19 protein-coding genes are annotated in these 22,737 nt (G+C 74.2%); 11 read left to right on the top strand and 8 right to left on the bottom strand.

Annotated elements, in window-relative coordinates; genetic code table 11:
* The first annotated feature begins 20 nt into the window (after positions 1-20).
* A complete protein-coding gene (thiE, locus tag CKY47_RS05550) occupies positions 21-683 on the top strand; it encodes a thiamine phosphate synthase (RefSeq protein ID WP_306744496.1) in 663 nt (220 codons plus the stop codon).
* 130 nt (positions 684-813) lie between these two features.
* Here thiE and CKY47_RS05545 read toward each other — a convergent pair whose 3' ends face one another.
* A complete protein-coding gene (locus CKY47_RS05545; protein ID WP_306744495.1) occupies positions 814-1,833 on the bottom strand; it encodes a S1 family peptidase in 1,020 nt (339 codons plus the stop codon).
* A gap of 701 nt (positions 1,834-2,534) precedes the next feature.
* Between CKY47_RS05545 and CKY47_RS05540 the strand changes: the two genes are divergently transcribed.
* Complete coding sequence (locus CKY47_RS05540; RefSeq protein WP_306744494.1) at positions 2,535-3,515, top strand: threonine ammonia-lyase; 981 nt, start codon at positions 2,535-2,537, stop codon at positions 3,513-3,515.
* Here CKY47_RS05540 and CKY47_RS05535 read toward each other — a convergent pair.
* Both CKY47_RS05535 and CKY47_RS05530 read right to left on the bottom strand, forming a co-directional pair.
* On the bottom strand, positions 3,489-4,940 hold the full coding sequence (locus tag CKY47_RS05535) for an MFS transporter (protein ID WP_306744493.1): 1,452 nt from the start codon (positions 4,938-4,940) through the stop codon (positions 3,489-3,491). The two genes, CKY47_RS05540 and CKY47_RS05535, sit on opposite strands and share 27 nt — an antisense overlap.
* A gap of 67 nt (positions 4,941-5,007) precedes the next feature.
* On the bottom strand, positions 5,008-5,766 hold the full coding sequence (locus CKY47_RS05530; protein ID WP_306744492.1) for a GntR family transcriptional regulator: 759 nt from the start codon (positions 5,764-5,766) through the stop codon (positions 5,008-5,010).
* Positions 5,767-5,993: 227 nt separating this feature from the next.
* Between CKY47_RS05530 and CKY47_RS05525 the strand changes: the two genes are divergently transcribed.
* From CKY47_RS05525 to CKY47_RS05505, 5 genes are read left to right on the top strand one after another with little or no spacing between them, the layout of a single operon-like run.
* A complete protein-coding gene (locus CKY47_RS05525; RefSeq protein ID WP_306744491.1) occupies positions 5,994-7,274 on the top strand; it encodes a sugar ABC transporter substrate-binding protein in 1,281 nt (426 codons plus the stop codon).
* A gap of 7 nt (positions 7,275-7,281) precedes the next feature.
* Positions 7,282-8,274 carry a carbohydrate ABC transporter permease gene (locus CKY47_RS05520; RefSeq protein WP_306744490.1) on the top strand — a complete coding sequence of 331 codons (993 nt, stop codon included), beginning with the start codon at positions 7,282-7,284 and terminating at the stop codon, positions 8,272-8,274.
* Positions 8,271-9,092 (top strand): carbohydrate ABC transporter permease, encoded by an 822-nt coding sequence (locus CKY47_RS05515; RefSeq protein ID WP_306744489.1) that lies wholly within the window; start codon positions 8,271-8,273, stop codon positions 9,090-9,092. Before CKY47_RS05520 ends, CKY47_RS05515 begins: the two co-directional genes overlap by 4 nt.
* 7 nt (positions 9,093-9,099) lie before the next feature.
* The gene (locus CKY47_RS05510) at positions 9,100-10,539 is read left to right on the top strand and encodes a glycoside hydrolase family 3 protein (protein ID WP_306744488.1); all 1,440 of its coding nucleotides are present in this window, start codon (positions 9,100-9,102) and stop codon (positions 10,537-10,539) included.
* 12 nt (positions 10,540-10,551) lie between these two features.
* Positions 10,552-11,592 carry an SIS domain-containing protein gene (locus CKY47_RS05505; protein WP_306744487.1) on the top strand — a complete coding sequence of 347 codons (1,041 nt, stop codon included), beginning with the start codon at positions 10,552-10,554 and terminating at the stop codon, positions 11,590-11,592.
* A 258-nt stretch (positions 11,593-11,850) separates the two neighbouring features.
* Here CKY47_RS05505 and nagA read toward each other — a convergent pair whose 3' ends face one another.
* Positions 11,851-12,987 carry an N-acetylglucosamine-6-phosphate deacetylase gene (nagA, locus tag CKY47_RS05500; protein WP_306744486.1) on the bottom strand — a complete coding sequence of 379 codons (1,137 nt, stop codon included), beginning with the start codon at positions 12,985-12,987 and terminating at the stop codon, positions 11,851-11,853.
* A gap of 273 nt (positions 12,988-13,260) precedes the next feature.
* Here nagA and CKY47_RS05495 point away from each other — a divergent pair, with 273 nt between their 5' ends.
* Positions 13,261-13,935, top strand: coding sequence for a FadR/GntR family transcriptional regulator (locus tag CKY47_RS05495; protein ID WP_306744485.1), 675 nt, complete (start codon positions 13,261-13,263; stop codon positions 13,933-13,935).
* 27 nt (positions 13,936-13,962) lie between these two features.
* Here the strand turns inward: CKY47_RS05495 and CKY47_RS05490 are convergent, their stop codons facing one another.
* The 4 genes from CKY47_RS05490 to CKY47_RS05475 are packed head-to-tail and all read right to left on the bottom strand — an operon-like array spanning position 13,963 to position 17,778.
* Complete coding sequence (locus CKY47_RS05490; protein ID WP_306744484.1) at positions 13,963-14,874, bottom strand: aldo/keto reductase; 912 nt, start codon at positions 14,872-14,874, stop codon at positions 13,963-13,965.
* A complete protein-coding gene (locus CKY47_RS05485) occupies positions 14,871-15,623 on the bottom strand; it encodes an SDR family NAD(P)-dependent oxidoreductase (RefSeq protein WP_306744483.1) in 753 nt (250 codons plus the stop codon). Before CKY47_RS05485 ends, CKY47_RS05490 begins: the two co-directional genes overlap by 4 nt.
* A complete protein-coding gene (locus CKY47_RS05480) occupies positions 15,620-16,924 on the bottom strand; it encodes an enolase C-terminal domain-like protein (protein ID WP_306744482.1) in 1,305 nt (434 codons plus the stop codon). Before CKY47_RS05480 ends, CKY47_RS05485 begins: the two co-directional genes overlap by 4 nt.
* Positions 16,924-17,778 carry a fumarylacetoacetate hydrolase family protein gene (locus CKY47_RS05475; RefSeq protein WP_306744481.1) on the bottom strand — a complete coding sequence of 285 codons (855 nt, stop codon included), beginning with the start codon at positions 17,776-17,778 and terminating at the stop codon, positions 16,924-16,926. Before CKY47_RS05475 ends, CKY47_RS05480 begins: the two co-directional genes overlap by 1 nt.
* A gap of 116 nt (positions 17,779-17,894) precedes the next feature.
* On the opposite strand from CKY47_RS05475, the gene CKY47_RS05470 reads away from it, so the two are divergent.
* The 3 genes from CKY47_RS05470 to CKY47_RS05460 all read left to right on the top strand — a co-directional run bounded on the left by CKY47_RS05470 (position 17,895) and on the right by CKY47_RS05460 (position 22,666).
* Entirely contained in the window at positions 17,895-21,134 is a 3,240-nt protein-coding gene (locus CKY47_RS05470) for a S8 family peptidase (RefSeq protein ID WP_306744480.1), read from the top strand.
* Positions 21,135-21,264: 130 nt separating this feature from the next.
* Positions 21,265-22,197, top strand: a complete 933-nt coding sequence (locus CKY47_RS05465; protein ID WP_306744479.1) for an N-acetylglucosamine kinase — start codon at positions 21,265-21,267, stop codon at positions 22,195-22,197.
* A 19-nt stretch (positions 22,198-22,216) separates the two neighbouring features.
* Positions 22,217-22,666 carry an NUDIX domain-containing protein gene (locus CKY47_RS05460; protein ID WP_306744478.1) on the top strand — a complete coding sequence of 150 codons (450 nt, stop codon included), beginning with the start codon at positions 22,217-22,219 and terminating at the stop codon, positions 22,664-22,666.
* The last annotated feature ends 71 nt before the right edge of the window (positions 22,667-22,737 follow it).

Here is a 22,737-nt window from a genome sequence, read left to right as displayed (position 1 = left end):
GCGGCGGTTACCGTGCGGCCGTGCCAGGACTCGACGGAACGCGGATCAGGCGGCGGCTCGCCGACGCACGGCTCTACCTCTGCACCCCCGACCGGCCGGACCTCGCGGAGTTCGCCGACGCGGCGCTCGCGGGCGGCGTGGACGTGGTCCAGCTGCGGGACAAGGGGATCGAGGCGAAGCGGGAGATCGCGGCGCTGGAGGTGCTGGCGGAGGCGTGCGCCCGGCACGGCGCGCTGCTCGCGGTGAACGACCGCGCCGACGTGGCGCTGGCCGTGGACGCCGACGTGCTGCACCTGGGCCAGGACGACCTGCCGGTGCCGCTCGCCCGCCGGGTCGTGGGCGAGGACGTGGTGATCGGCCGCTCCACGCACGACGTGGCGCAGGCGCGCGCGGCGGCCGTCGAGCCGGGCGTGGACTACTTCTGCACGGGGCCGTGCTGGCCGACGCCGACCAAGCCGGGCCGGCCCGCGCCGGGGCTGGACCTGGTGCGCGCCACGGCCGCGACGGGGGGCGCGGGGAGGCCGTGGTTCGCCATCGGCGGCATCGACCGGGCGCGGCTGCCCGAGGTGCTGGCGGCGGGCGCCGAGCGGGTCGTGGTGGTGCGCGCCGTCACCGAGGCCGAGGACCCGCGCGAGGCCGCGGCCTGGTTGACGGTGCGGTTGGGCGGCACGCCGCCGGCGTGACCCGGTGGGGCGTCGGCGCCGGTGGTCGTGGGGAAGGGGGACACCCCCCGGACCGGTGTCCGGGGGGTGTCCTCGTTCGATCGGTGCGCGGTCCTTGCAGGGGGCGACGACCGCGTACCGGTGTGCCGCTCTAGCCGCGGGTCAGGCTCAGGCCGTAGGCGCTGAGGATCTCGCCGACCGGCTGGAAGTAGGTCGTGCCGCCGGAGGAGCAGTTGCCCGAACCGCCGGAGGTCACGCCCTGGGCCTGGCTGTAGCCGGAGCCCGCCACCCACGAACCACCCGAGTCACCGGGCTCGGCGCAGGCGTTCGTGCGGGTCAGGCCCGACACCGTGCCCTGCGGGTAGTTCACCGTCGAGTTCTTGGCCTGGACGGTGCCGCAGCGCCAGCCGGTGGTGGAGCCGGAGCGGCAGATCGCCGCGCCGACCGCCGCCGACGTGGAGCCGGTCACGGTGACGTTGGAGCCGTTGTAGCGGTTGACCCACGGGCGGGACGTCCAGTTGGAGTTCGTGCGCACCCAGGCGTAGTCGTTGCCGGGGAACGAGGAACCCGCGAACGTGCCCTGCGAGACGCGGTTGTAGCCGGTCGTCGCGGCGCCCGTGCGGCCGCAGTGGCCGGCGGTCACGAAGCCGCCCGAGACGGCGAAGCCCACCGAGCACCGGCCGCTGCCGATGTAGTAGGCGTCACCACCGCGGGTGTCGTACAGGGTGGTCGGGGACTCGTCGACCTCGACGACCCGCACCGACGGGCTGAGCGACCTGGCGGACGCGACGAACGCGTCGGCCGCGGCGTCGCGCTGGTGCCGGTTCACCTCGACGACGACCGAGTTGGTCTGCTCGTCCACCCGCCAGCCGGTGATCGACTTCGGGGCGGCCATGCCGTCGATCGACGACTTGGCGGAGGTGAGCTGCTGGTGCGAGAAGGCGACGAACCTGGCGTCGGCGCCCGCGGCGCGGGCCGCGTCCACCTTGGCCGCGTCGGTCACCGCGACGACGAGCTTGCCCGTCGCGGCGTTGATCCAGGAACCCGCGTAGGCGGCGCCCACGGCCGCCTTGGCGGAGGACTCCAGCTCACCGGAGCGGGAGTCGCTCGCCAGACGGGCGGTGACCTGTTCGGCGGTCAGGCCGAGGTCGCGTTGCGCCGCTTGGAGCAACTCGGCGGGGTAGCTCTCCGTGTCGGAGGAGCTTCCGCCATACGGTGCGGCGGTGTCCGCAATCGCCGGTACGCTTAGTGCTGTAGCTGCGCCGGCGGCGAGCAAGGCAGCCGCGGCAAGGCGGGCCGCACTCGTGCGGTTCATTAGGCGTCTCCCTCATCTTCGGGTGCAGGGAACCCGAGAGCCTGGTTGCAGGGACCGCTCTCGGGGGCTCTAGGGGGACGGGTGGTGGGGCGGCGGCAGGGGTCGCCCCACCCCTCCATTTCCCGTCCCGGGTGTCGGGCCGGTCTCCGAAGTCGCACCGAACGTCGTGAACGGGCCTCCGCGCGTCCGCATCAGGCCCTCCTCCCCGGCCTGTACCGGCCAGTAGTCACCCGTTCGAGCTACGTTATGACCCTGTTACCTATGACGGTTCAGGCCATCTGAGGCGAAAGTGTGTCACAGCCCACGTCAAATCAACTGCGCTGTGTAGCGTTTGACAGTTAACTCTCACTCAAGGTAGTTATTCGATCACCGATTCGGGCGGTTTTGCCAGATGTAAGTGATTCGGCGATTTCCGCCTCGGACGTGTGAAAGCTGCTGGGCCAGGCGAGCGGGACCGCAGGAGTTTCCGCGTTCGACCGGGTATCGAATCAACGGGCCCGGGCCGGTGGGGGGACCCGGCGCGCCGCACTGGACCGATCCCGAGCGAGGATCGCCACATGGCACTCGTGACGATCTCCGACATCCGCTCCGCCGCCGGGCTGATCGCCCCCGCCGCCGTGCGCACCCCGCTGCTGCGCTTCGGCGACGAGGGGTGGGACGGGACCGGCGGGCTGTGGCTCAAGCCGGAGAGCCTCCAGCCCGTCGGCGCGTTCAAGGTCCGCGGCGCGTACCACGCGCTGGCCCGGCTGCCCGAGGACGTGCGGGCGCGCGGCGTCGTCGCCTACTCCAGCGGCAACCACGCGCAGGCCGTGGCGTACGCGGCGAAGCGGTTCGGGGTGCCCGCGACGATCGTCGTGCCCGACACGGCGCCGCGGGTGAAGGTGGAGGCGACGCGGGCGCTCGGCGCGGAGGTCGTGCTGGTGCCGATGGCGCTGCGGGAGTCGCGGGCCGCCGAGTTGGTCGCTTCCCTCGGGGCGACGCTGATCCCGCCGTTCGACCACCCCGACGTCATCGCCGGGCAGGGCACCGTGGGCCTGGAGGTGGTGGCCGACCTGCCGGACGTGGCGACCGTGCTGGTGCCGGTCAGCGGCGGCGGGCTGCTGTCCGGGGTGGCCACCGCGGTGAAGGCGCTGTCGCCCGGCACGCGCGTCGTCGGCGTGGAGCCGGAGCTGGCCGGTGACGCGGCGGCCTCGTTCCGGGCCGGTTCGCTGGTGCGGTGGTCCCCCGCGGACCGGGCGCGGACGATCGCCGACGGCCTGCGGGCCGAGCCGTCCGAGCTGACGTTCGCGCACATCCGGGCGTACGCGGACGACCTGCTGACGGTGTCGGAGGAGGAGATCGCGGCGGCGGTCGGCCGGCTGGCGCGGGAGGCCAGGCTGGTCGTGGAGCCCAGCGGCGCGGTGGCGTTCGCGGCGGCGCTGCGGGAGCGGCCCGCGGGTCCGACGGCGGTCGTGCTGTCCGGCGGGAACGTCGACCCCGAGGTGTTCGCCGAGCTGGTCCGGCGGGAGCCGTCAGGGGCCGACCCGCGTCGGGGGTGAGTCGGCCGGGTCCGGGTCGTCGCGGGTCGCGGCGGCGCCGAGCACGCCGTTGTCGGCGCCGAGCGCGAGCAGACCGCCGGCGACGGCCGCGCCCGCGCACACCAGCAGCGCCGTCCGCCACCCCTCCGTCAGGGCGGTCGGGTCGGCGTAGGCGCCGCCGCTCAGCCCCGCGACGGCCGGCAGCACGGCCACCGCGACCAGGCCCCCGGTGCGGGCGACCGCGTTGTTCACGCCCGAGGCGACCCCCGCGTACCGGTCCGGGGCGGCGGCCAGCGCGGTCGCCGTCACCGGGGCCACCACCGCGGCCAGGCCCAGGCCGAACACGACGACACCGGGCAGCACGCCCGTCCAGTACGACGCGCCCGGCTCCGCCCACCGCAGCATGAGCATGCCGACGCCGATGACGATCGGTCCTCCGATGAGTTGGGCCTTCGGGCCGATGCGCTGCGCGAGGTTCCCGGCGCGCGCGGACAGCACCAGCATGATCGCCGTGATGGGCAGGCCCGCCAGGCCCGCCGCCGTGGGCGTGTAGTGCAGCGACACCTGGAGCTGGAGCACCATCAGCACCGTCACGCCGGTCAGGGCCGCGTAGACCAGGAACGTCAGGGCGTTGGCCAGCACGAATGTTCGATCGCTGAACAAATGGGGCGGGACGAGCGGGTCGCGCCCGCGGACCTGGCGGACGACGAACGCCACCAGGCCGGCCACCCCGACCACCGCGGCGGACAGGACGAGGGCGTCGGGTCCGCGCACCGGCGCCTCGACCAGTGCGGCGGTGATCCCGGTCAGTCCCAGTGCTCCGATGACTGAGTCGGCGATGTTCGGGTGATCGGATGATTCCTCGTCCCGTGACTCCGGCACGTGGCGGCGGGCCAGCCACACGCACACCGCGGCGAGCGGCAGGTTGACCAGGAACGCCGGCCGCCACGACCACGCCTGCACCAGCAGGCCGCCGACCAGCGGCCCGACCGCCGCGGCCACGCCGGACAGGCCGGACCAGGCGCCGATCGCCTTCGCCCGGTCCGCCCGGGTGAACACCGACTGGAGGATCGCGAGCGACCCCGGCGTGAGCAGCGCGCCGCCGACGCCCTGCAGGACGCGGGCGACGACCAGCAGTTCCGTGGTCGGGGCGAGCCCGCAGAGCAGGGACGCGACGCCGAACCAGAGCACGCCGGCGGTGAAGACGCGGCGGCGGCCGTAGCGGTCGCCCAGCGAGCCCGCGACCAGGACCAGCGCGGCCAGCGACAGCAGGTAGCCGTCGAGCACCCACTGGAGGCCCGCGACGGACGAGCCCAGCTCGGCGCCGATGTGCGGCAGGGCCACGTTGACGATCGTGCTGTCGAGCATCGCCAGGCCCGAGCCGAGGATCGTCGTCGCCAGCACGGCCCTGGCCCGACCCGTGCCCCACACCACCGTCTGCGCCACCCGCCCAGTGTGGTGGCGGGTCGCCGTGGTGGGGGCTTCGGGGCCGAACCTGCCTGACGGGGCCGGGCTAGTCGGCGGGCCGGTTCAGGGTGGCGACGAACTTGTAGCGGTCCCCCCGGTAGACCGAGCGCACCCACTCCACCGGGTTGCCCTCGGTGTCGAACGAGTGCCGCGACAGCAGCAGCATCGGCAGGCCGATGTCCGCCCCGAGCAGCTCGGCCTCCTCCGGTGAGGCCAGCGCGGTCTCGATGGTCTCCTCCGCGTGTCCCATCTCGACGCCGAACCGCTCGCGCAGCACCTGGTACAGCGACGCGCCCGGGGCCAGGTAGCGGCGCAGGCCGCGGAACCTGCCCAGGGCCAGGTGGGTCGTCTCGATCGCCATCGGCTCGCCGTCGGCCAGCCGCAGCCGGTGCAGGCGCAGCACCTTGGCGCCCGCCCGGACGCCCAGCAGCCTCGCCAACTCGGCCTCGGCGGCCATCTCGGACGCCTCCACCAGGCGCGACGACGGCAGCCTGCCCTGCGCCTTCATGTCCTCTGTGTACGAGGACAGCTGGAGGCGTTGCGCCACCTTCGGCTCGGCCGCGAACGTGCCCTTGCCCTGCACGCGCAGCAGCCGCCCCTCGACGGTCAGCTCGGCAAGCGCTTGCCGGACCGTCGTGCGCGAGACGTCGAACTCCGCGGCCAACGACCTCTCGGTCGGGATCGGCGACCCGGGCGGCAACGCGCGCAGGAGGTCGAGCAGGTGCCGCTTGAGGCCCCAGTACTTCGGCTCGCGCTGCGCGCGGGACCTGGCGTCCACGCCGGATGCAGGGCTCGTTTCGAGCATGCCTTCCTCCTCGACCTTGCTAGCGCTCCCAGACACAGGATGCCCTGTCCGGGTCGGATCGTGGTCCCGAACCCCCGACAACCCCCGAGAAATTGGTCCGATGACTTTGCAACGGTCCAGCAACGGCCTTGACATGCCCTGTGGCGGGGCACACTCTAGGCCGCATTGGTCTACACCACTTTGGGCGCTTCGGTCATCGGGACCGGGCATTGGGAAAGGGCGCACACGTGAAGGGCTGGAGAGGACTCGCCGTAGGTGCCGCCGCACTGTCGGTGGCCGTGGCCGGGTGTGGCACGAGCTCCGACAGCGGCAGCGACTCCGGTGAACCGAAGACGCTGACGGTCTGGTTGATGGACGGCTCCGCGCCGACCACCTTGACCGACGCGCTGAACAAGGAGTTCCAGGACTCGCACCCCGGCGTCACCGTCAAGTACGAGGTCCAGAAGTGGGGCGGCATCCAGGAGAAGCTGACCACCGCTCTGACCAGCAACAACCCGCCGGACATCATCGAGCTGGGCAACACCCAGACGGCGAAGTTCGCGGCTGAGGAGACCCTCGCGGACCTCAGCGGCGACCTCTCCGACCTCAACGGCGACCAGTGGCTCGGGGGCCTCAAGGACTCGCTGACCTGGGACGGCAAGCAGTACGGCATGCCGTTCTACGCCGCGAACCGCACGGTCATCTACCGGACCGACCTGTTCGAGGCCGCGGGCATCGCCTCCCCGCCCACCTCGCGCGACGAGTGGGTCGCCGCGGCCGAGAAGCTCAAGGCGGCCAACGCGGCCGACCCGGAGTTCCAGTCGGTCTACCTGCCGGGCCAGTCCTGGTACGTGCTGCTGTCGTTGATCTGGGACGAGGGCGGCGACGTGGCGAAGCCGCAGGGCTCCGCGTGGGCCGGCGCGCTCGACACCCCCGAGGCCAAGGCCGGCCTGGAGTTCTACAAGAAGCTGGTCGACGCCTCGGGCACCAAGGCCCCGAAGGACGCCGACGAGGCCACCCCGCAGCAGATGGAGGTGTTCGGCACGGGCAAGGTCGGCATGATGGTCGGCCTGCCGTGGGAGCTGGCGGGCGCCGTCAAGGCCAACCCGGACCTGAAGGACAAGACCTCGGCGTTCCCGATCCCGTCCAAGACGGCGGGCGAGGTCGCCCCGGTGTTCCTCGGCGGCTCGAACCTGGCGATCCCGGCCGGCTCCAAGAACATCGACCTGGCCAAGGACTACCTCAAGCTGCTGAGCGGCAAGAAGTACCAGGACATGCTGGCCGAGAGCGGTGCGGTGCCCGGCACCTCGACCGACACGGCGAAGCTGGCCACCAACCCGGTCGGCAAGGCGCTGGCGGAGTCCGCCCCCGGCGGCAAGGTCACCCCGACCACCCCGGCGTGGGCCGCGGTCGAGGCGGGCCAGAACCCGCTGAAGGACATGCTGACCGCGTACCTGACCGGCGCGAAGTCGCTGGACCAGGCCACCTCGGACGCCAACGCCTCGCTGTCGAAGACACTGGCGGGCTGACGAGCGCATGACGGCCGTGGACACGACCGACGCCGCGGTGCCGACGGTTCCCCCGTCGGCACCGCGGCGTGCCGCGCATCCGGACGGCGCGCCGCGCCGTCGGGGCGGCGCCTTCGACCGGGCGCTGCCCTACCTGCTGCTGGCCCCCGCGCTGGTGGCCGTCCTCTGGTTGATCGGCTGGCCGGTCCTCTCCGTCCTGGTCACGAGCTTCCGCAGGCTCAACCTGCGCGAGCTGACCCGCGGCGAGGTCGTGTGGACCGGCCTGGACAACTACACCGAAATCCTCGGCGACCCGGACTTCTGGGCGATCACGCTGCGCACGGTCGTGTTCACGGCGGTCGTGGTGGGCGCGTCCGTCCTGGCGGGGCTGATGATCGCGCTGCTCATGCGCGTGATCAGCCCGGTCGTGCGGGTCGTGCTCCAGGTCGCGATGCTGCTGGCGTGGGCGATGCCGCTGCTCGCGGCCACCACCGTCTACCAGTGGATCTTCGACCAGCAGTACGGCATCCTGAACAAGACCCTGGTGAAGGTCGGGTTCGACTCGTTCGCCGGGCACTCGTGGTTCTCCACCGGCACCTCGACGCTGGCCGTGATCGGGCTGCTGATCGTGTGGCAGGCGATCCCGTTCCTGGCGTTCTCCCTCTACGCGGGGGCCATCGGCATCCCGAAGGACCGGTACGAGGCGGCGGGCATCGACGGCGCGTCGGCGTGGCAGACGTTCCGCGCGGTCACGTGGCCCGAGCTGCGGCCGCTGCTGCTGATGGTGACGTTCCTGTCCCTGCTGTGGGACTTCAAGGTGTTCGCGCAGATCTGGGCCATGAAGCGGGGCGGCCCGGACGGCGGCAGCACCACGCTCGCCGTCTACCAGTACCTGGAGGGCATCTCCAAGAGCCACTTCGGCGTGGCCGCGGCGATCTCCGTGGTGATGGTGGCGCTGCTGGCGCTGCTGACGTTCCAGTACCTGCGCAGGCTGGTCCGTTCCCAGGAGGGTGCGCTGTGATCGCCAAGAAGGTGACGGGGAACGTCGTCGCGCTGGTCGTGGCGCTGTTCTTCGCGTTCCCCACCTACTGGATGGTCTCGACCGCGCTCAAGCCGCGCGGCGAGATGCTGACCAGCGGGTACGACCTGATCCCGTTCTCGGTGACGATCTCGAACTTCGTGACCGCGTGGACGAAGCCCGGGTTCCTCTCCGCGCTGGGCAACAGCCTGCTGGTGACGTTGTCGGCGGTGGCCGCGGCACTGGTCGTGGGCCTGCTGGCGGCCGTGGCGCTGTCCCGGATGCGGTTCCGGGGCCGCAAGGGCTTCGTGATGATGATGCTGGTGGCGCAGATGGCGCCGTTCGAGGCGCTGCTCATCCCGATGTTCCTGATGATGCGCGACCTCGACCTGCTCGACCGGCTGCCCGCGCTGGCGCTGATCTACTTCGCGGTGACGCTGCCGTTCTGCGCGTGGACGCTGCGCGGGTTCGTCAACGGCATCCCGCTGGAGCTGGAGGAGGCGGCGATGGTCGACGGCTGCGGCCGGTGGGGCGCGTTCCGCCGCGTCACGCTGCCGCTGCTGGGCCCCGGCCTGGTCGCCACCTCGGTGTTCGCCTTCGTGACGGCGTGGAACGAGTTCCTGTTCGCGCTGTCGCTGATGAAGGACCAGACCAAGGAGACCCTGCCGGTGTGGCTGTCGGGGTTCCAGACCAACTTCGGCACCGACTGGGGTGGCGCGATGGCGGCGTCCGCCCTGTTCACCCTGCCGGTGCTGGTGTTCTTCCTGATCGTGCAGCGCAAGATGGTCACCGGTGTCACCGCCGGTGCGGTGAAGGGGTAGGAACCGCATGTCGTTGCACCGGCTCGCGTCGGGCGTCCTGCTGCCGGGGTTCCACGGGACCGCGGCCCCGGACTGGCTGTTGAAGCGGGTGGCGGACGGGCTCGGCGGCGTGGTGCTGTTCGGCCGCAACGTCGTGGCCGGCACCGCCGAGGAGACCGACGCCCAGGTCACGGCGTTGAACGCGCAGCTGCGGGGTGCGCGCGCGGACGTCGTGGTCGGCATCGACGAGGAGGGCGGCGACGTCACCCGCCTCGACTACGGCCGGGGCTCGGAGGTGCCGGGCAACCACGCCCTCGGCGCGGCCGGCGACCTGGGCCTGACCCGCGAGGTCGCGGCGTCCATCGGGTCGCGGCTGGCGGCGTGCGGGGTGAGCCTGAACCTCGCGCCGTCGGCGGACCTGGTGCTGACGCTGGACGACCCGGTGATCGGCGTGCGGTCGTTCGGCTCGGACCCGGTCGCGGCGGGCGGGCACGTGGCCGCGTTCGTGGAGGGCATGCAGGCGGTGGGCGTGGCGGCGTGCGCGAAGCACTTCCCCGGCCACGGCGCGTCCACGGTGGACTCGCACGCGGCGCTGCCCGTGCTGCCCCGGTCGGCGGCGGAGCTGGCGGCGGTGGAGTTCGTGCCGTTCCGGGCGGCCGTGCAGGCGGGCGTGCGGTCGGTCATGACCGGGCACCTGGTCGTGCCGGAGTGGGGTCCGGAGCCCGCGACGCTCAACCCGCGGGCGCTGCGCGTGCTGCGGGAGGACCTGGGGTTCACCGGCGCGGTGATCACCGACGGGCTGGACATGAAGGCCGTCGGCGGGGACCTGGCCGAGGGGTCGGTGCGGGCGCTGGTGGCGGGCGTCGACGCGCTGTGCCTGGGCGGCGAGCCGCTGGACGACGACGGGCTGCGGTGGCTGGTCGACAGCATCGTGGCGGCCGTGGAGTCCGGCGTGCTGCCGCGGGAGCGGCTGGAGGAGGCGGCGCGGCGGACCGCGGCGCTCGGCACTCCCCCGTCGTCGGTGGACGGGCACGACCCGTCGTTGGGCCTGAAGGCGGCCCGCGCGGCGCTGGAGGTGCGCGGGGACCTGCGGGTGTCCGGCGCGCCCGTGGTGCTGGACCTGGCGGTGGAGGCGTCGATCGCGGTGGGCGACGTGCCGTGGGGCCTCGGGCCGTACTTGTCGGAGCTGGTGCCGGGGACGACCGTGCTGCCGCCCTCCTCGTCCGCGGACGAGGTTGCGGCGGTCGCGTCGGGCCGTACCGTCGTGGTGGTGACGCGTGAGGCACACCGCCACGCGTGGGCTCGCGACCTGGTGTCCGCGCTGGTTAAGATTGGTCTAGACCTCGTCCACGTCGAGACGGGCGTGCCGGGTCCCGACCTGGGCACGGCCGGCCGCGTCGACACCCACGGCGGTTCACGCGTGTGCCTGCGCGCCGCGGCAGAGCGCATCGCCGCCGCCGGCACCTGAGTAGGGAGACCGATGAGCGACCAGCCCGGCGGGCACATGGCGGCCGAGATCGGCCAACAGCCCGCGATCTTCACCGACCTCGTCGCGAGGCGGGGCGGGTTCGCCCCCGTCGCCGAGGTCATCCGCGACCGGCAGCCGCGGTTCGTGCTGTTCGCGGCGCGCGGCTCGTCCGACCACGCGGCGCTGTACGCGAAGTACCTGACCGAGGTGCTGCTCCAGGTGCCCGCCGGGCTGGTGTCGCCGTCCACGACCACCCTGTACGGGGCGCGGCCGGACCTGCGCGACGTGCTCCTGGTGTCGGTGTCGCAGTCCGGCGGGTCGCCCGACCTGCTGGAGGTCACCCAGTCCGCGCGGGAGCGGGGCGCGCTCACCGTGGCGGTGACGAACACCTCCGACTCGCCGCTGAACGCGGCGGCCGAGCTGTCGGTGGACGTCGGCGCGGGCGTCGAGCGGGCCGTGGCGGCGACGAAGACGTACTCGGCGACGCTGCTCGCGCTGTACCTGCTGGTCGACGCGGTCCGCGGCGGTGACGGCGAGGCCGTGGCGTCGATCGGCGAGCAGGCCGCGGCCACGCTGGACCTGTCGGCGGAGGCGGTGGCCGAGGCCGTGCGGCGCTACCGCTTCGTGGACCGGGTGCTGACGACCGGGCGCGGCTACTCGCTGCCGACGGCGCTGGAGTCGGCGCTGAAGCTGGCCGAGACCTCGTACCTGGCGGCGCGCGCGTACAGCGGCGCGGACCTGCTGCACGGTCCGGTGGCGGCGGTCGACGGCGAGACGGCCGTGCTGGCGATCACCAGTCGCGGTCGCGGCGGGGACGCGCTGCACGACGTGCTGGACGTGGTGCACGGTCGCGGGGCCGACGTGGTGGCCATCGGCTCGGGCGCGGACCGGGTGCCGGCGGCGCTGCGCGTGCCCGTGGCGGAGACGGCCGAGGAGGTGGCGCCGATCCTGGAGATCCTCCCGGTGCAGCGCATCGCCCACGGCCTCTCCCTGGCTCGCGGCGGCGACCCGGACAGCCCGCGCGGTCTCAACAAGGTCACCCGCACCCGCTGACCCGAACGCAGGACCCACCGGTCCCGAACGCAGGACCCACCGGTCCCGAACGTCGGACTCGCCCGACCTGAACGCACGACTCGCCCGCCCCGGACGTTGGACTCTCGCGAGTCGTAACCCCGACCCGCGAGAGTCCGACGTCCGGGACCCGAGAGTCCGACGTCCGGGACCGGTGGGTCCTGCGTTCGGGCGGAGGGCTTGGACGACGAAGAGGCCCGGGGGCGCGAGCCCTCGGGCCTTTCGACGTCCCACCGGCCGCTACTGGCCCGCCGCGGCCAGGCCCACCGAGGCCTGGGCCAGTTCGACCGAGCTGTCGAAGACCACTTCGCCGTCCACCCAGACCTTGCGGGGGCGGAGGTCGTCGTCCCACCAGACGAGATCCGCCACGGCGCCCGCCTCCAGGCGGCCGAGGGTGGGTTCGCCGATGGCGTCCGCCGGGATGATCGTCGCCGACGCCAGGGCGTCCGCCTCGGCCACGCCGACCGACACGATGTTGCGCACCGCGCGGTCCAGGGTGAGGGCGCTGCCGGCGATCGTGCCCTCCGGCGAACGCGGCACGCCGTCCTCGGTGAGCAGCACGTCCGCGCCGCCCAGCTGGTAGCGGCCGGGCGGCATGCCGGCGGCGGCCACGGCGTCGGTCACCAGGGCCACGCGGTGGCCCGCGGCGTTGAACACCAGGCGGCAGACGTCCGGGCCCACGTGCGCCAGGTCGGCGATGAGGCCGAGCGTGAAGCGGTCGTCCACCAGGGCCACGCCGGGCACGCCCGGTTCGCGGTGGCCGAGCGGGCGCTGGGCGTTGAACAGGTGCGTCACCATGCGCGCGCCCGCCTCGGCGGCGGCCCTGGTCTGCTCGCCGGTGGCGTCGCTGTGGCCGACCGCCACCAGCACGCCCGCCTCGGCGAGGCGGCGGACCGCCTCCATGCCGCCGGGCCGCTCGGGGGCGAGGGTCACCATGCGCAGGGCGCGGCGCAGCACCTCGTCGTCCAGCAGCTCGTCGAGCACCTCCGGCCCCGGCGCCACCATCAGCGCCGGGTCGTGCACGCCCGCGCGCTTCGGCGACAGGAACGGCCCCTCCAGGTGCACGCCGAGCGGCTTGGCGCCGGCCTGCTCGGGCAGGGTCGCGGCAGCGGCCAGCACGGCGCGGGCCTGCCGGATCGCGACCGGCACCGGCGCGGTGATCAGGGTCGGCAGGAAGCGGGTCACGCCGGTCTGCGGGAGCGCTCGCGCCACCGCCGCCATGCCCACCGGGTCGACCTCGGCGAAGTCGACGCCGACCGCCCCGTTCACCTGCACGTCCACCAGGCCCGGGGTGAGCAGGCCGCCGGTCAGCACCTCGGCGCCCTCGGGCGGCGCGCCCGGGACGACCTCGACGATCCGGCCCGCGCGCACGCGCACGCTGGCTGGACCGGTGATGGTGCGACCTAGCAGTGCTCGCGGAGCTGCGACAACCGTGTCCAAGGTCCCTCCTCAATGGTCCAGACCATTATGACCGCAAGCGGTGGACGCCGTCACGTGTGGTTATAAGATAACCGAATATAGTGAAGATCAGTTAATGTCCGGCGAGCGGACCGGGAAGGACCGGGACTGGCGGGTCGTCGGGGGCGGCGCTCCCGGTGCCCCATACTTGGTGTCAGACATCCGAGGTCTACCGGACGAGTCGAGGACGCCGTGGCAGTGACCGACGACGCGATCCTGCGCGTCAAGGAGATGATCGTCTCCGGCGAGCTCAAGCCGGGCGACCGACTTCCGCGCGAGGCCGACCTGGCCGGGCGGCTCGGCCTGTCCCGGAACTCCCTGCGCGAGGCCGTCAAGGCGTTGTCGCTGGTCAGGGTGCTGGACGTGCGGCAGGGCGACGGCACGTACGTGTCCAGCCTGCGGGCCGACGACCTGCTCGGCGCGCTGTCGTTCGTGCTCGACCTGCACCGCGGTGAGGACTCGGTGCTGGAGGTGCTCCAGGTCCGGCGCATCCTCGAACCCGCCGCCGCGGCGATGGCGGCGCAGCGCGTCGGCCCCGAGGAGGTCGCCGCGCTGCGCGCCCTGTGCGACGCCGCCGAGGCGGCCCGGTCGGTCGAGGAGCTGGTCGAGCACGACCTGGCGTTCCACCGCGCCATCGCCCGCGCCTCGGGCAACGCCTACCTCGCCCGACTGCTCGACACGCTCGCCGGTCCCACCGTGCGGGTGCGCATCTGGCGCGGTATCACGCAGGGCGGGGCCGTGGAGCGGACCGTCGCCGAGCACCGGGCGATCGTCGACGCCCTGGCCGCCCGCCAGACCGAGCTGGCCCGGTCCTGGTCCACGGTGCACGTGGCGGGCGTCGAGCAGTGGCTGTCCGACCTGACCTGAGCCCGTCCCGGAGAGCGCCGGACCGCGCTACGCCGGCTCCTCCAGCGCCTCCCACAGCCCGTCGGGCACGTCCGCCGACAGCGCCGCCGCGTTGGCCCGCACCTCCTCCGCCGTCCGCACCCCCACCAGCACCGACACCACGGCAGGGTGGCGCAGCGGGAACCGCACCGCCGCCGACGGCAGCGCCACCCCGTACCGCTCGCACACCCCGGCGACCCGCCGCGCCCGCGCCACCGGTCCGGGCGGCGCGGTCCGGTAGTCGTAGGTGCCGCCGCCGACGAGCAGCCCGGAGTTGAACACCCCCGCCGCCACCACGGGCACCCCGCGTTCGGCGCACAGGTCGAGCAGCGGCGCGCCGGACCGGTCCAGCAGCGTGTACCGCCCCGCGAGCAGCACCACGTCCACCCCGGTCTCGCGCACGAACCGCGCGGGCAGCTCCCACTGGTTCATGCCCACGCCGACCGCGTCCACGATCCCCTGCTCCCGCCACGACACCAGCGCGGGCACCGCCGAGGAGGCGGCCCGCTCCCAGTGGTCGTCGGGGTCGTGCAGGTAGACCACGTCCACCCGGTCCAGCCCGAGGCGCTCCAGCGACGACTCCAGCGACCTCCGCACGCCGTCCGCCCCGAAGTCCCACACCCGCCGGGACGTGGCGGGCACCGCGAACCCGTTCGCCAGGTCGTCCCCGCCCGCCGACGACGGCTCCAGCAGCCGGCCCACCTTCGTCGACACCACGAACGAGTTCCGCGGCCGACCGCGCAGGAACTCGCCCAGCCGCCGCTCGGACAGGCCCAGCCCGTAGTGCGGCGCGGTGTCGAAGTAGCGGACCCCGGCGTCCCAGGCGGCCTCCAGGGCGGCGAACGCGTCCTCGTCGGACACGGGGGTGTAGAGGTTGCCGAGGGGTCCGCCGCCGACCCCCAGGGGCGTCAGCGGGATCACGAGCCGGCCGGGCGCAACCGCAGCCCGTGCATGCCGCCGTCCACCGCGAGCACGGTGCCGGTGGTGGACCCGGACAGCGGCCCGGCCAGGTAGGCGACGGCGCCCGCCACCTCGTCCGCGGTGACCAGCCGGCCGTGCGGCTGCCTGGCCTCCAGCGCGGCCCGCTCGGCGACCGGGTCGGGCGCGGCGTCGAGCAGCCGCCCGACCCACGGGGTGTCCGCCGTGCCGGGCGCGACCGCGTTGACCCGGATGCCCTCCCGCACGTGGTCGGCGGCCATCGCGAGGGTCAGCGCGTGCACGGCGCCCTTGCTGGCCGAGTACACCGCGCGACGCGGCAGGCCGGCCCACGCCGCGATGGACCCGGTGTTCACGATCGCCGCGGCCGGCGAGCGGCGCAGGTGCGGCAGCGCGGCCCGGGACACCCGGGCGATCCCCAGCACGTTGACGTCGAGCACGCGCCGCCACTCGTCGTCGCCGTTCGCGGCCACGTCGCCCTGCGCGCCGATGCCCGCGTTGTTCACCAGCACGTCGAGCCGGCCGAACCGCTCCACCACCGCGTCCACGGCGGCCCGGACGGACGCGTCGTCGGTCACGTCGCAGCGCACGCCGTGCAGCGGCGGCCCCACCCCGGTGTCCACGTCGAACGCGACCGCCACCGCCCCGCGCGCGGCCAGCAGCCGCGCGGTGGCCAGGCCGATGCCCGACGCGCCGCCGGTCACCACCGCCACCAGGCCCTCGAACTCGCTCATCGCGCCTCCAGTTCCGTCCACACCGGACCGTCGGGGTAGCGGAAGTCCGCCAGGGTCCCCGGCGCCAGCTCGGCGGAGAAGCCGGGCGCGACCGGCGCCAGGTACCGGCCGCCCCGCACCACCGCCGGGTCGGTGAAGTGCTCGTGCAGGTGGTCCACCCACTCGACGGCCCGGCCGTCGGTGGTGCCGGACACCGCGACGAAGTCGAACATCGCCAGGTGCCGCACCAGCTCGCACAGCCCCACGCCGCCCGCGTGCGGGCACACCGGCACGCCGAACTTCGCGGCCAGCAGCAGGATCGCCACGTTCTCGTTGACCCCGCCGACGCGGCACGCGTCGAGCTGCACCACGTCGACCGCGCCGGCCTGGAGCAGCTGCTTGAAGACCACCCGGTTCGGCACGTGCTCGCCGGTGGCCACCTTGATCGGGCGCAGCGCGTCGGCGATGGCGCGGTGCGCCAGCACGTCGTCGGGCGAGGTGGGCTCCTCGACCCAGTACGGGTCGAACGGTGCCAGCTCCCGCATCCACCCGATGGCGGTGCCCACGTCCCACCGCTGGTTGGCGTCCACCGCGACCCGCACGTCCGGGCCGACGACCTCGCGCACCAGTCGCAGCCGGCGCACGTCGTCGGCCAGGTCGCCGCCGACCTTCAGCTTGACCATGTCGAAGCCGTCGGCCAGCGCCTGCCTGGTCAGGGCCTCGACCTTGGCGTCGGGGTAGCCGAGCCAGCCCGGCGACGTCGTGTACGCCGGGTAGCCGTCGCGCTCCAGCGCGGCGGCCCGCCCGGCCCTGCCCGGTTCGGCGGCGCGCAGGACGGCCAGCGCCTCGTCCGGGGTGAGCGCGTCGGACAGGTAGCGGAAGTCGACCAGGCCCACGACCTCCTCGGGCGACATCCCGGCCAGGAAGCGCCACACCGGCAGGCCCGCGCGCCGGGCGGCGAGGTCCCACGCGGCGTTCACGACCGCGCCGAGCGCCATGTGCGCGACGCCCTTCTCCGGGCCGAGCCAGCGCAGCTGCGAGTCGCCCACCAGCTCGCGGTACAGCGCGCCCAGGTCGGCGGCGGTCTCCGGCACGGGGCGGTCCAGCACGTGCGGGGCCAGGGAGCGGATGGCGGCGACCTGCACGTCGTTGCCGCGGCCGATGGTGAACACCAGGCCGTGGCCGTCCGGGCCGTCGTCGGTGCGCAGCACCAGGTAGGCCGCCGAGTAGTCGGGGTCCGGGTTCATCGCGTCCGACCCGTCCAGGTCGCGCGAGGTGGGGAACCGGACGTCCACCACCTCCACCCCGGTGATGCGGGCCATCACGCCTGCCCGAGCACTTGGCGCTGCCCGCCCAGGCCGTCGATCTCCAGCTCGACCACGTCGCCCGCGCGCAGGTACGGCTTCGGCTCGGGCTGCCCGAGCGCGACGCCGGCGGGCGTGCCGGTGTTGACCAGGTCGCCCGGTCGCAGGACGAGGAACCAGCTGAGGTAGCGGACCAGCTCGGCCACCGGGAAGATCATGTTCCCGGTCGAGGAGTCCTGCCGGAGCGTGCCGTTGACCCACAGCCGCAGGCCCAGCGCCTGCGGGTCGGCGACCTCGTCGGCGGGGACGAGGCACGGTCCGAGCGGGTTGAACGTCTCGCAGTTCTTGCCCTTGTCCCACTGGCCGCCGCGCTCGATCTGGAACTCGCGCTCGGACACGTCGTGCGACACGACGTACCCGGCGACGCAGGCCAGCGCCTCCTCCGCGGTCTCCAGGTACCGGGCGGTGCGGCCGATGACGACGCCCAGCTCGACCTCCCAGTCGGTCTTGACCGAGCGGCGCGGCACGAGCACCTCGTCGTGCGGTCCCACGATCGTGTCGGGGGTCTTGAGGAACACGACGGGCTCGGCCGGGATCGCCGCGCCGATCTCCTCCGCGTGGTCGCGGTAGTTCAGGCCGATGCAGACGACCTTGCCGACGCCCGCCACCGGGGGCCCGATCCGGACGCCGTCCACCACGATCGGTTGGAGCTCGCCCGCCGCCAGCGCGTCACGGGTCCGCGCGATGCCGTCGTCGGCTAGGAATTCGCCCGTGAGGTCCGTCGTCACCGGGGTGAGGTCGTACGTGACGCCGTCATCGGCGCGGACGGCGGGGCGTTCCCGTCCCGGTGGTCCCAGACGCAACAGCTGCACGGCAGGTCCTCCTCGACAACCGGTCGATACATCGGGTGTATAGCGCTCCCGGTACGGCACTGTCCAGAGCCGGTTCGGCAATTGGTCCGATGAATCTCCGCCCACGAAAGGTCCCGATGAACCACCACCGCGCGGTGTGGGCATCCGCCGCCGTCGTCCTGGTCGCCTCGCTCGTCGTCGTGCCCGCGGCCGCGCGGGAGGACCCGGCCGGCGCCCCGGCGCGGCCCGTGCCGCCGAACGGTCGCCAGGCGACCCACGCGTCCCCCACCGAACCGGCCACCGGCGGGACCGGCCCGGTCGGCGCGGACCTGGCGCGGGCCACCGGCGCGGTCACCGCGTTCGTCGAGCTGGCCACCACCCCGGCCGCGGAGGCGTACGGCGAGCAGCGGGAACGCGGCCTCGGCGACCCGGCCGCCGCCCGCGCCGCCCGCGCGGACACCGACGACCGGGCCGCGCGGGTCCTGGACGCGCTGCGCGACCGGGACGCGGGCGCCCGCGAGGTCGCCACCACCCGCAACGCGGTGCCCGGCGTCGTCGTCACGGCCGACGCGGCGACGCTGCGCGAGGCGGTCGCGCTGCCCGGCGTGAAGTCGGTGCGGCTGACCGTGCCGAAGGTGGTGCAGAACTCGGGCGCGGTGCGGCTGACCAGGGCCGTGCGCGCCTGGCACGACACCGGGCTGCTCGGCGACGGCGTGCGGATCGGCATCGTCGACACCGGCATCGACTACACGCACGCCGACTTCGGCGGCCCCGGCACGGTCGCCGCGCACGACGCCGTCGACCGCACCGCGCCGTGGACGCCCACCGCGAAGGTCGTCGGCGGCCACGACTTCGTCGGCGACGACTACGACGCCAACGAGCCCGCCACGGCCGCGCCGAAGCCGGACCCCAACCCGATGGACTGCCAGGGCCACGGCACGCACGTCGCGGGCACCGCCGCCGGCCTCGGCGAGAACGCCGACGGCACCACGTTCACCGGCGACCACGGCGAGCTGACCCCGGACGACCTCGACGCCATGCGCATCGGCCCAGGCACCGCGCCGAAGGCGCAGCTCTACGCGCTGAAGGTGTTCGGCTGCACGGGTGCGACGGACCTCGTGTCGCAGGCCCTGGACTGGTCGCTCGACCCGAACGGCGACGGCGACTTCACCGACCACCTCGACGTGGTCAACCTGTCCCTGGGCACCGACTACGGCGCCCAGGACGACCCGGACAACCTGTTCGTGCGCAAGGTCGTGGAGCACGGCGTGGCCGTGGTCGCCTCGGCGGGCAACGGCGGTGACTTCTACGACGTCGGCGGCTCCCCCGCGAACGCCCCGGAGGCGCTGGCGGTGGCCAACACGCGCGACGCGTTCGCCGTGCTCGACGGCGTCGAGGCGGACGGCGTGCGGCGGCCCGGCCAGTACAGCGTCGCCTACACCGACTACCCGGCGCTGGACCGGGAACTGCCCGTGGTGGCGCTGTCCGACCAGGCCAACCTCGACGGCTGCGACCCGATCACCGAGGACCTGACCGGCCGCTACGCGTGGCTGGAGTGGGACGAGGACGACGTGACGCGCCGGTGCGGTTCCGGCGCGCGCACCGACCACGCGCAGGCGGCCGGCGCGGCGGGCGTGCTGCTGCCCGCGACCAGCCACGTGTTCAAGGCGGGCATCGCGGGCAACGCCGCCATCCCCGTGTTCCAGCTGACCGCCGAAGCCACCGAGGCGGTGCGGCCCGCCCTCGCCGGGGGCGCCCTGCGGGTCCGGATGACCGGCGCGCTGCGGGCGGCCGTGCCCACCACGACGCCGTCGATCGCCGACACGATGACCCCGTCGTCGTCGCGCGGCGTGCGCGGGCCGGTCGCGGCGAAACCCGACGTGGCCGCACCCGGCGACACCATCTTCTCCGCCGACACCGGCACCGGCACCGGCGGCGTGAGCGGGGGCGGCACCTCGATGTCCGCGCCGCACGTGGCCGGCATCGTCGCCCTGCTGCGCCAGGCTCACCCCGACTGGACCGTGGAGGAGGTCAAGGCCGCCGTGATGAACACGGCCGGCGGCGTGGTGACCGACGGCGACGACCGCGGCACCGGCACGCCCGAGGCGCCGATGCGGGTCGGCGCGGGCCGGGTGGACGCCGCGGACGCGCTCGCCGCGGACCTGCTGGCCATGGTCGAGGACCACCCCGGCGCGGTCGGCGTCGCGTTCGGCCCGGTCGAGGCGGCGGAACCGCTGTCGGTGAGCCGGACCGTGCGGGTGGTCAACAAGTCGTCCTCGTGGCGCACCGCGGGCCTGTCCTACCAGCCGGCGACCGAGGTGCCCGGCACCCGCTTCGAGGTGTGGCCGCCGATGCTCCGGATCCCGCCGGACGGGGAGGGGACGGCGGAGGTCACGCTGCGCGTGACGCCGGCCGAGCTGCGCAAGACCGCCGACCCGACCCTCGCGAAGACGCAGGCGGACGTGCCGCGCCAGTTCCTCGCCGAGGCGTCCGGGCGGCTGCTCGTGCGCTCGGCGGGCCGGCTGCTGCGGGTGCCCGTGCACGCGGCCCCCAAGCCGGTCGCCGACGTCGAGGCGGTGCAGGACGGGGGTGTGCTGCGGCTGCGCGGCCGGGGGCTCGACCAGGGCGAGGGCGACGAGGCGTACCGGTCGCTGGTGAGCGTGTTCGAGCTGGGCGGCACGAGCCCGGAGCTGCCCGACTGCACGGACGAGGTGACGACCGGCTGCGCGCCCAACCGCACCGCCAAGGGCGGCGACCTGCGGTACGCGGGCGTCGCGTCGACCGGCCCCGGCGAGGGCGCGCTGCTCGCGTTCGGCATCGCGACCTGGCACGACTGGGTGACGCTCGGCGTGACGAACACGCCGGAGGTCCGGATCGACACGACCGGCGACGGCGTGCACGACTTCACCGTGAACGCGGCGAAGCCGACGGACGCGCTGGGCTCGGTGACCGCCGACGTCTGGTACTCGGTGGCGACGCGGGTGTCGGACGGCGAGGTGGTGTCGGAGCTGCCGCTCAACGGCCAGTACGGCGACGTGGACACGAACCTGATGGACAGCGACGTGGTCGTGCTGCCGGTGACGCTGGCGGCGCTGGGGATCGACCCGAACGGGACGTCCGCGCCGATCACGTACACCGTGGGCACGACGGGCAAGTACACCGCGCCGGGCGACGCCGACGGGTACGTGGACCGGGTCGAGGGCGAGCCGATGGCGTTCGACCCGCTCCAGCCGGGCACCTTCGTGACCGGCGGGCTGACGTTCGCGGCGGAGGACGGGGCGGAGTTGGAGGTGCGGCGCGCGCCGGGCAAGGGCCTCCTGCTGCTGCACCACCACAACGCGTCCGGCCGGCGGGCCCAGGTGCTGCCGGCGGGCTGACGCCGGGGTCACGGCCGGGCTCACCGTCGGGGTCACCGTCTGGGGTCACCGTCTGAGGTCACGGAGAGCCAGGTCCGGCACAACCCGGTTGGGCGTGCCGGGCCCGGGGCTCCCTCGGCATACTCGGCCGATGGGCTTCGTGGTCGGTCTGGACGCTGGCGGCACGAGCACCCGGGCGCTGGTGCTCGACCTCGACGGCACGCGGCTGGGCGCGGGGGTGGCGGGCGGCGCGAACCCGAACTCCCACCCGCCGGAGGTCGCGGCGGCCCACGTCGGCCAGGCCCTCACCGCGGCGCTCGACGGGCTCGACGCGGGCAAGGTCGAGGCGGGCGTGCTGGGCATGGCCGGGTCGAGCAAGCTGACCGAGCCCGCCGTGGCGGCGCTGTTCGAGGCGGCGTGGGCGGGAGCGGGCCTGCGCTGTCCGATGCGGGTGGTCACGGACTGCGAGGCGGCGTTCGCGTCGGGCTCGTCGTCGCCGGACGGCACCGTCCTGGTCGCCGGCACGGGGTCGATCGCGGCGCGGATCGCGGGGCACCGGCTGGTGTCCACCACGGGCGGCTACGGCTGGCTGCTCGGTGACGAGGGGTCGGCGTTCTGGTTGGGCCGCGAGGCGGTGCGGGCCGCGCTGGCGGCGTTGGAGCGCGACGACCTCGACGCGTTCACGGCGGCCGTGCTGCGGCGGGCCAGCGTGCCCGGGGGCGCGCCGCGCGACCGGTGGCGTCGGCTCATCACGGCCGCGAACGCGTCCGCGCCGGTCGAGCTGGCCCGCTTCGCACCGCTGGTCACCGAGCACGCGGCCACGTCGCCGGTGGCGTCAGAGGTCGTGGACGGGGCGGTGCGGTCGCTGGTGGACCTCGCCGCGGCGACCCGGCTGCCCGCCGACGGGACGCCGATCGTGCTGATGGGCGGCCTGGTGCACGCGGCGCCGCTGGGCGAGCGGCTCAAGCGCGAGCTGGCCGCGCGCTGCGCGGCGCCGGTGCTGGTGGCGACCGAGGGCGCGGCTGGTGCGGCGTGGCTCGCGGCGGTCGAGGTGGTGGGCGAAGGCGCGCCCCGACCCGCCTGAACCGGGCATGATCCACGGCGTGCACCGATTCGTCGCCCGGCTGTGGAAGTCGCTCCGCGGTCCCGTCCAGTGGCGCGTCCTGTGGTTGACGCGCGCGAAGTTCATGGTGGGTGTGACGGGGGTCGTCCGCGACGGCGAGGGGCGCGTGCTGCTGCTGCGCCACCGGATGTGGCCCGAGGACCGGCAGTGGGGTCTGCCGACCGGGTTCGCGGTGCGCGGCGAGGAGTTCACCGGCACCGTGGTCCGCGAGGTGAAGGAGGAGACCGGGCTGGACGTCGAGGTCGGCCGCCTGGTCCGGCTGACCAGCGGCTACCGGCTGCGCGTGGAGGTCGCCTACGAGGCCGTCCTGGTCGGGGGAACCCTCCGCGTCGACCCGTTCGAGATCCTGGAAGCCCGCTGGTTCGCCCCCGACGACCTCCCCCCGCACACCCAACCCGCCCACGTACCCCTGATAACCACCCCCACCTGACCCGAGAGTCCAACCCCCAGGCCGCGCGAGTCGTACGTTCAGGCCCCGCGAGTTCTACGTTCAGGCCCCTC

The organism is Saccharothrix longispora (genome assembly GCF_030852425.1).
Taxonomy (GTDB): domain Bacteria; phylum Actinomycetota; class Actinomycetes; order Mycobacteriales; family Pseudonocardiaceae; genus Actinosynnema; species Actinosynnema longispora.
This window is presented reverse-complemented; position numbering and strand designations above follow the sequence as displayed.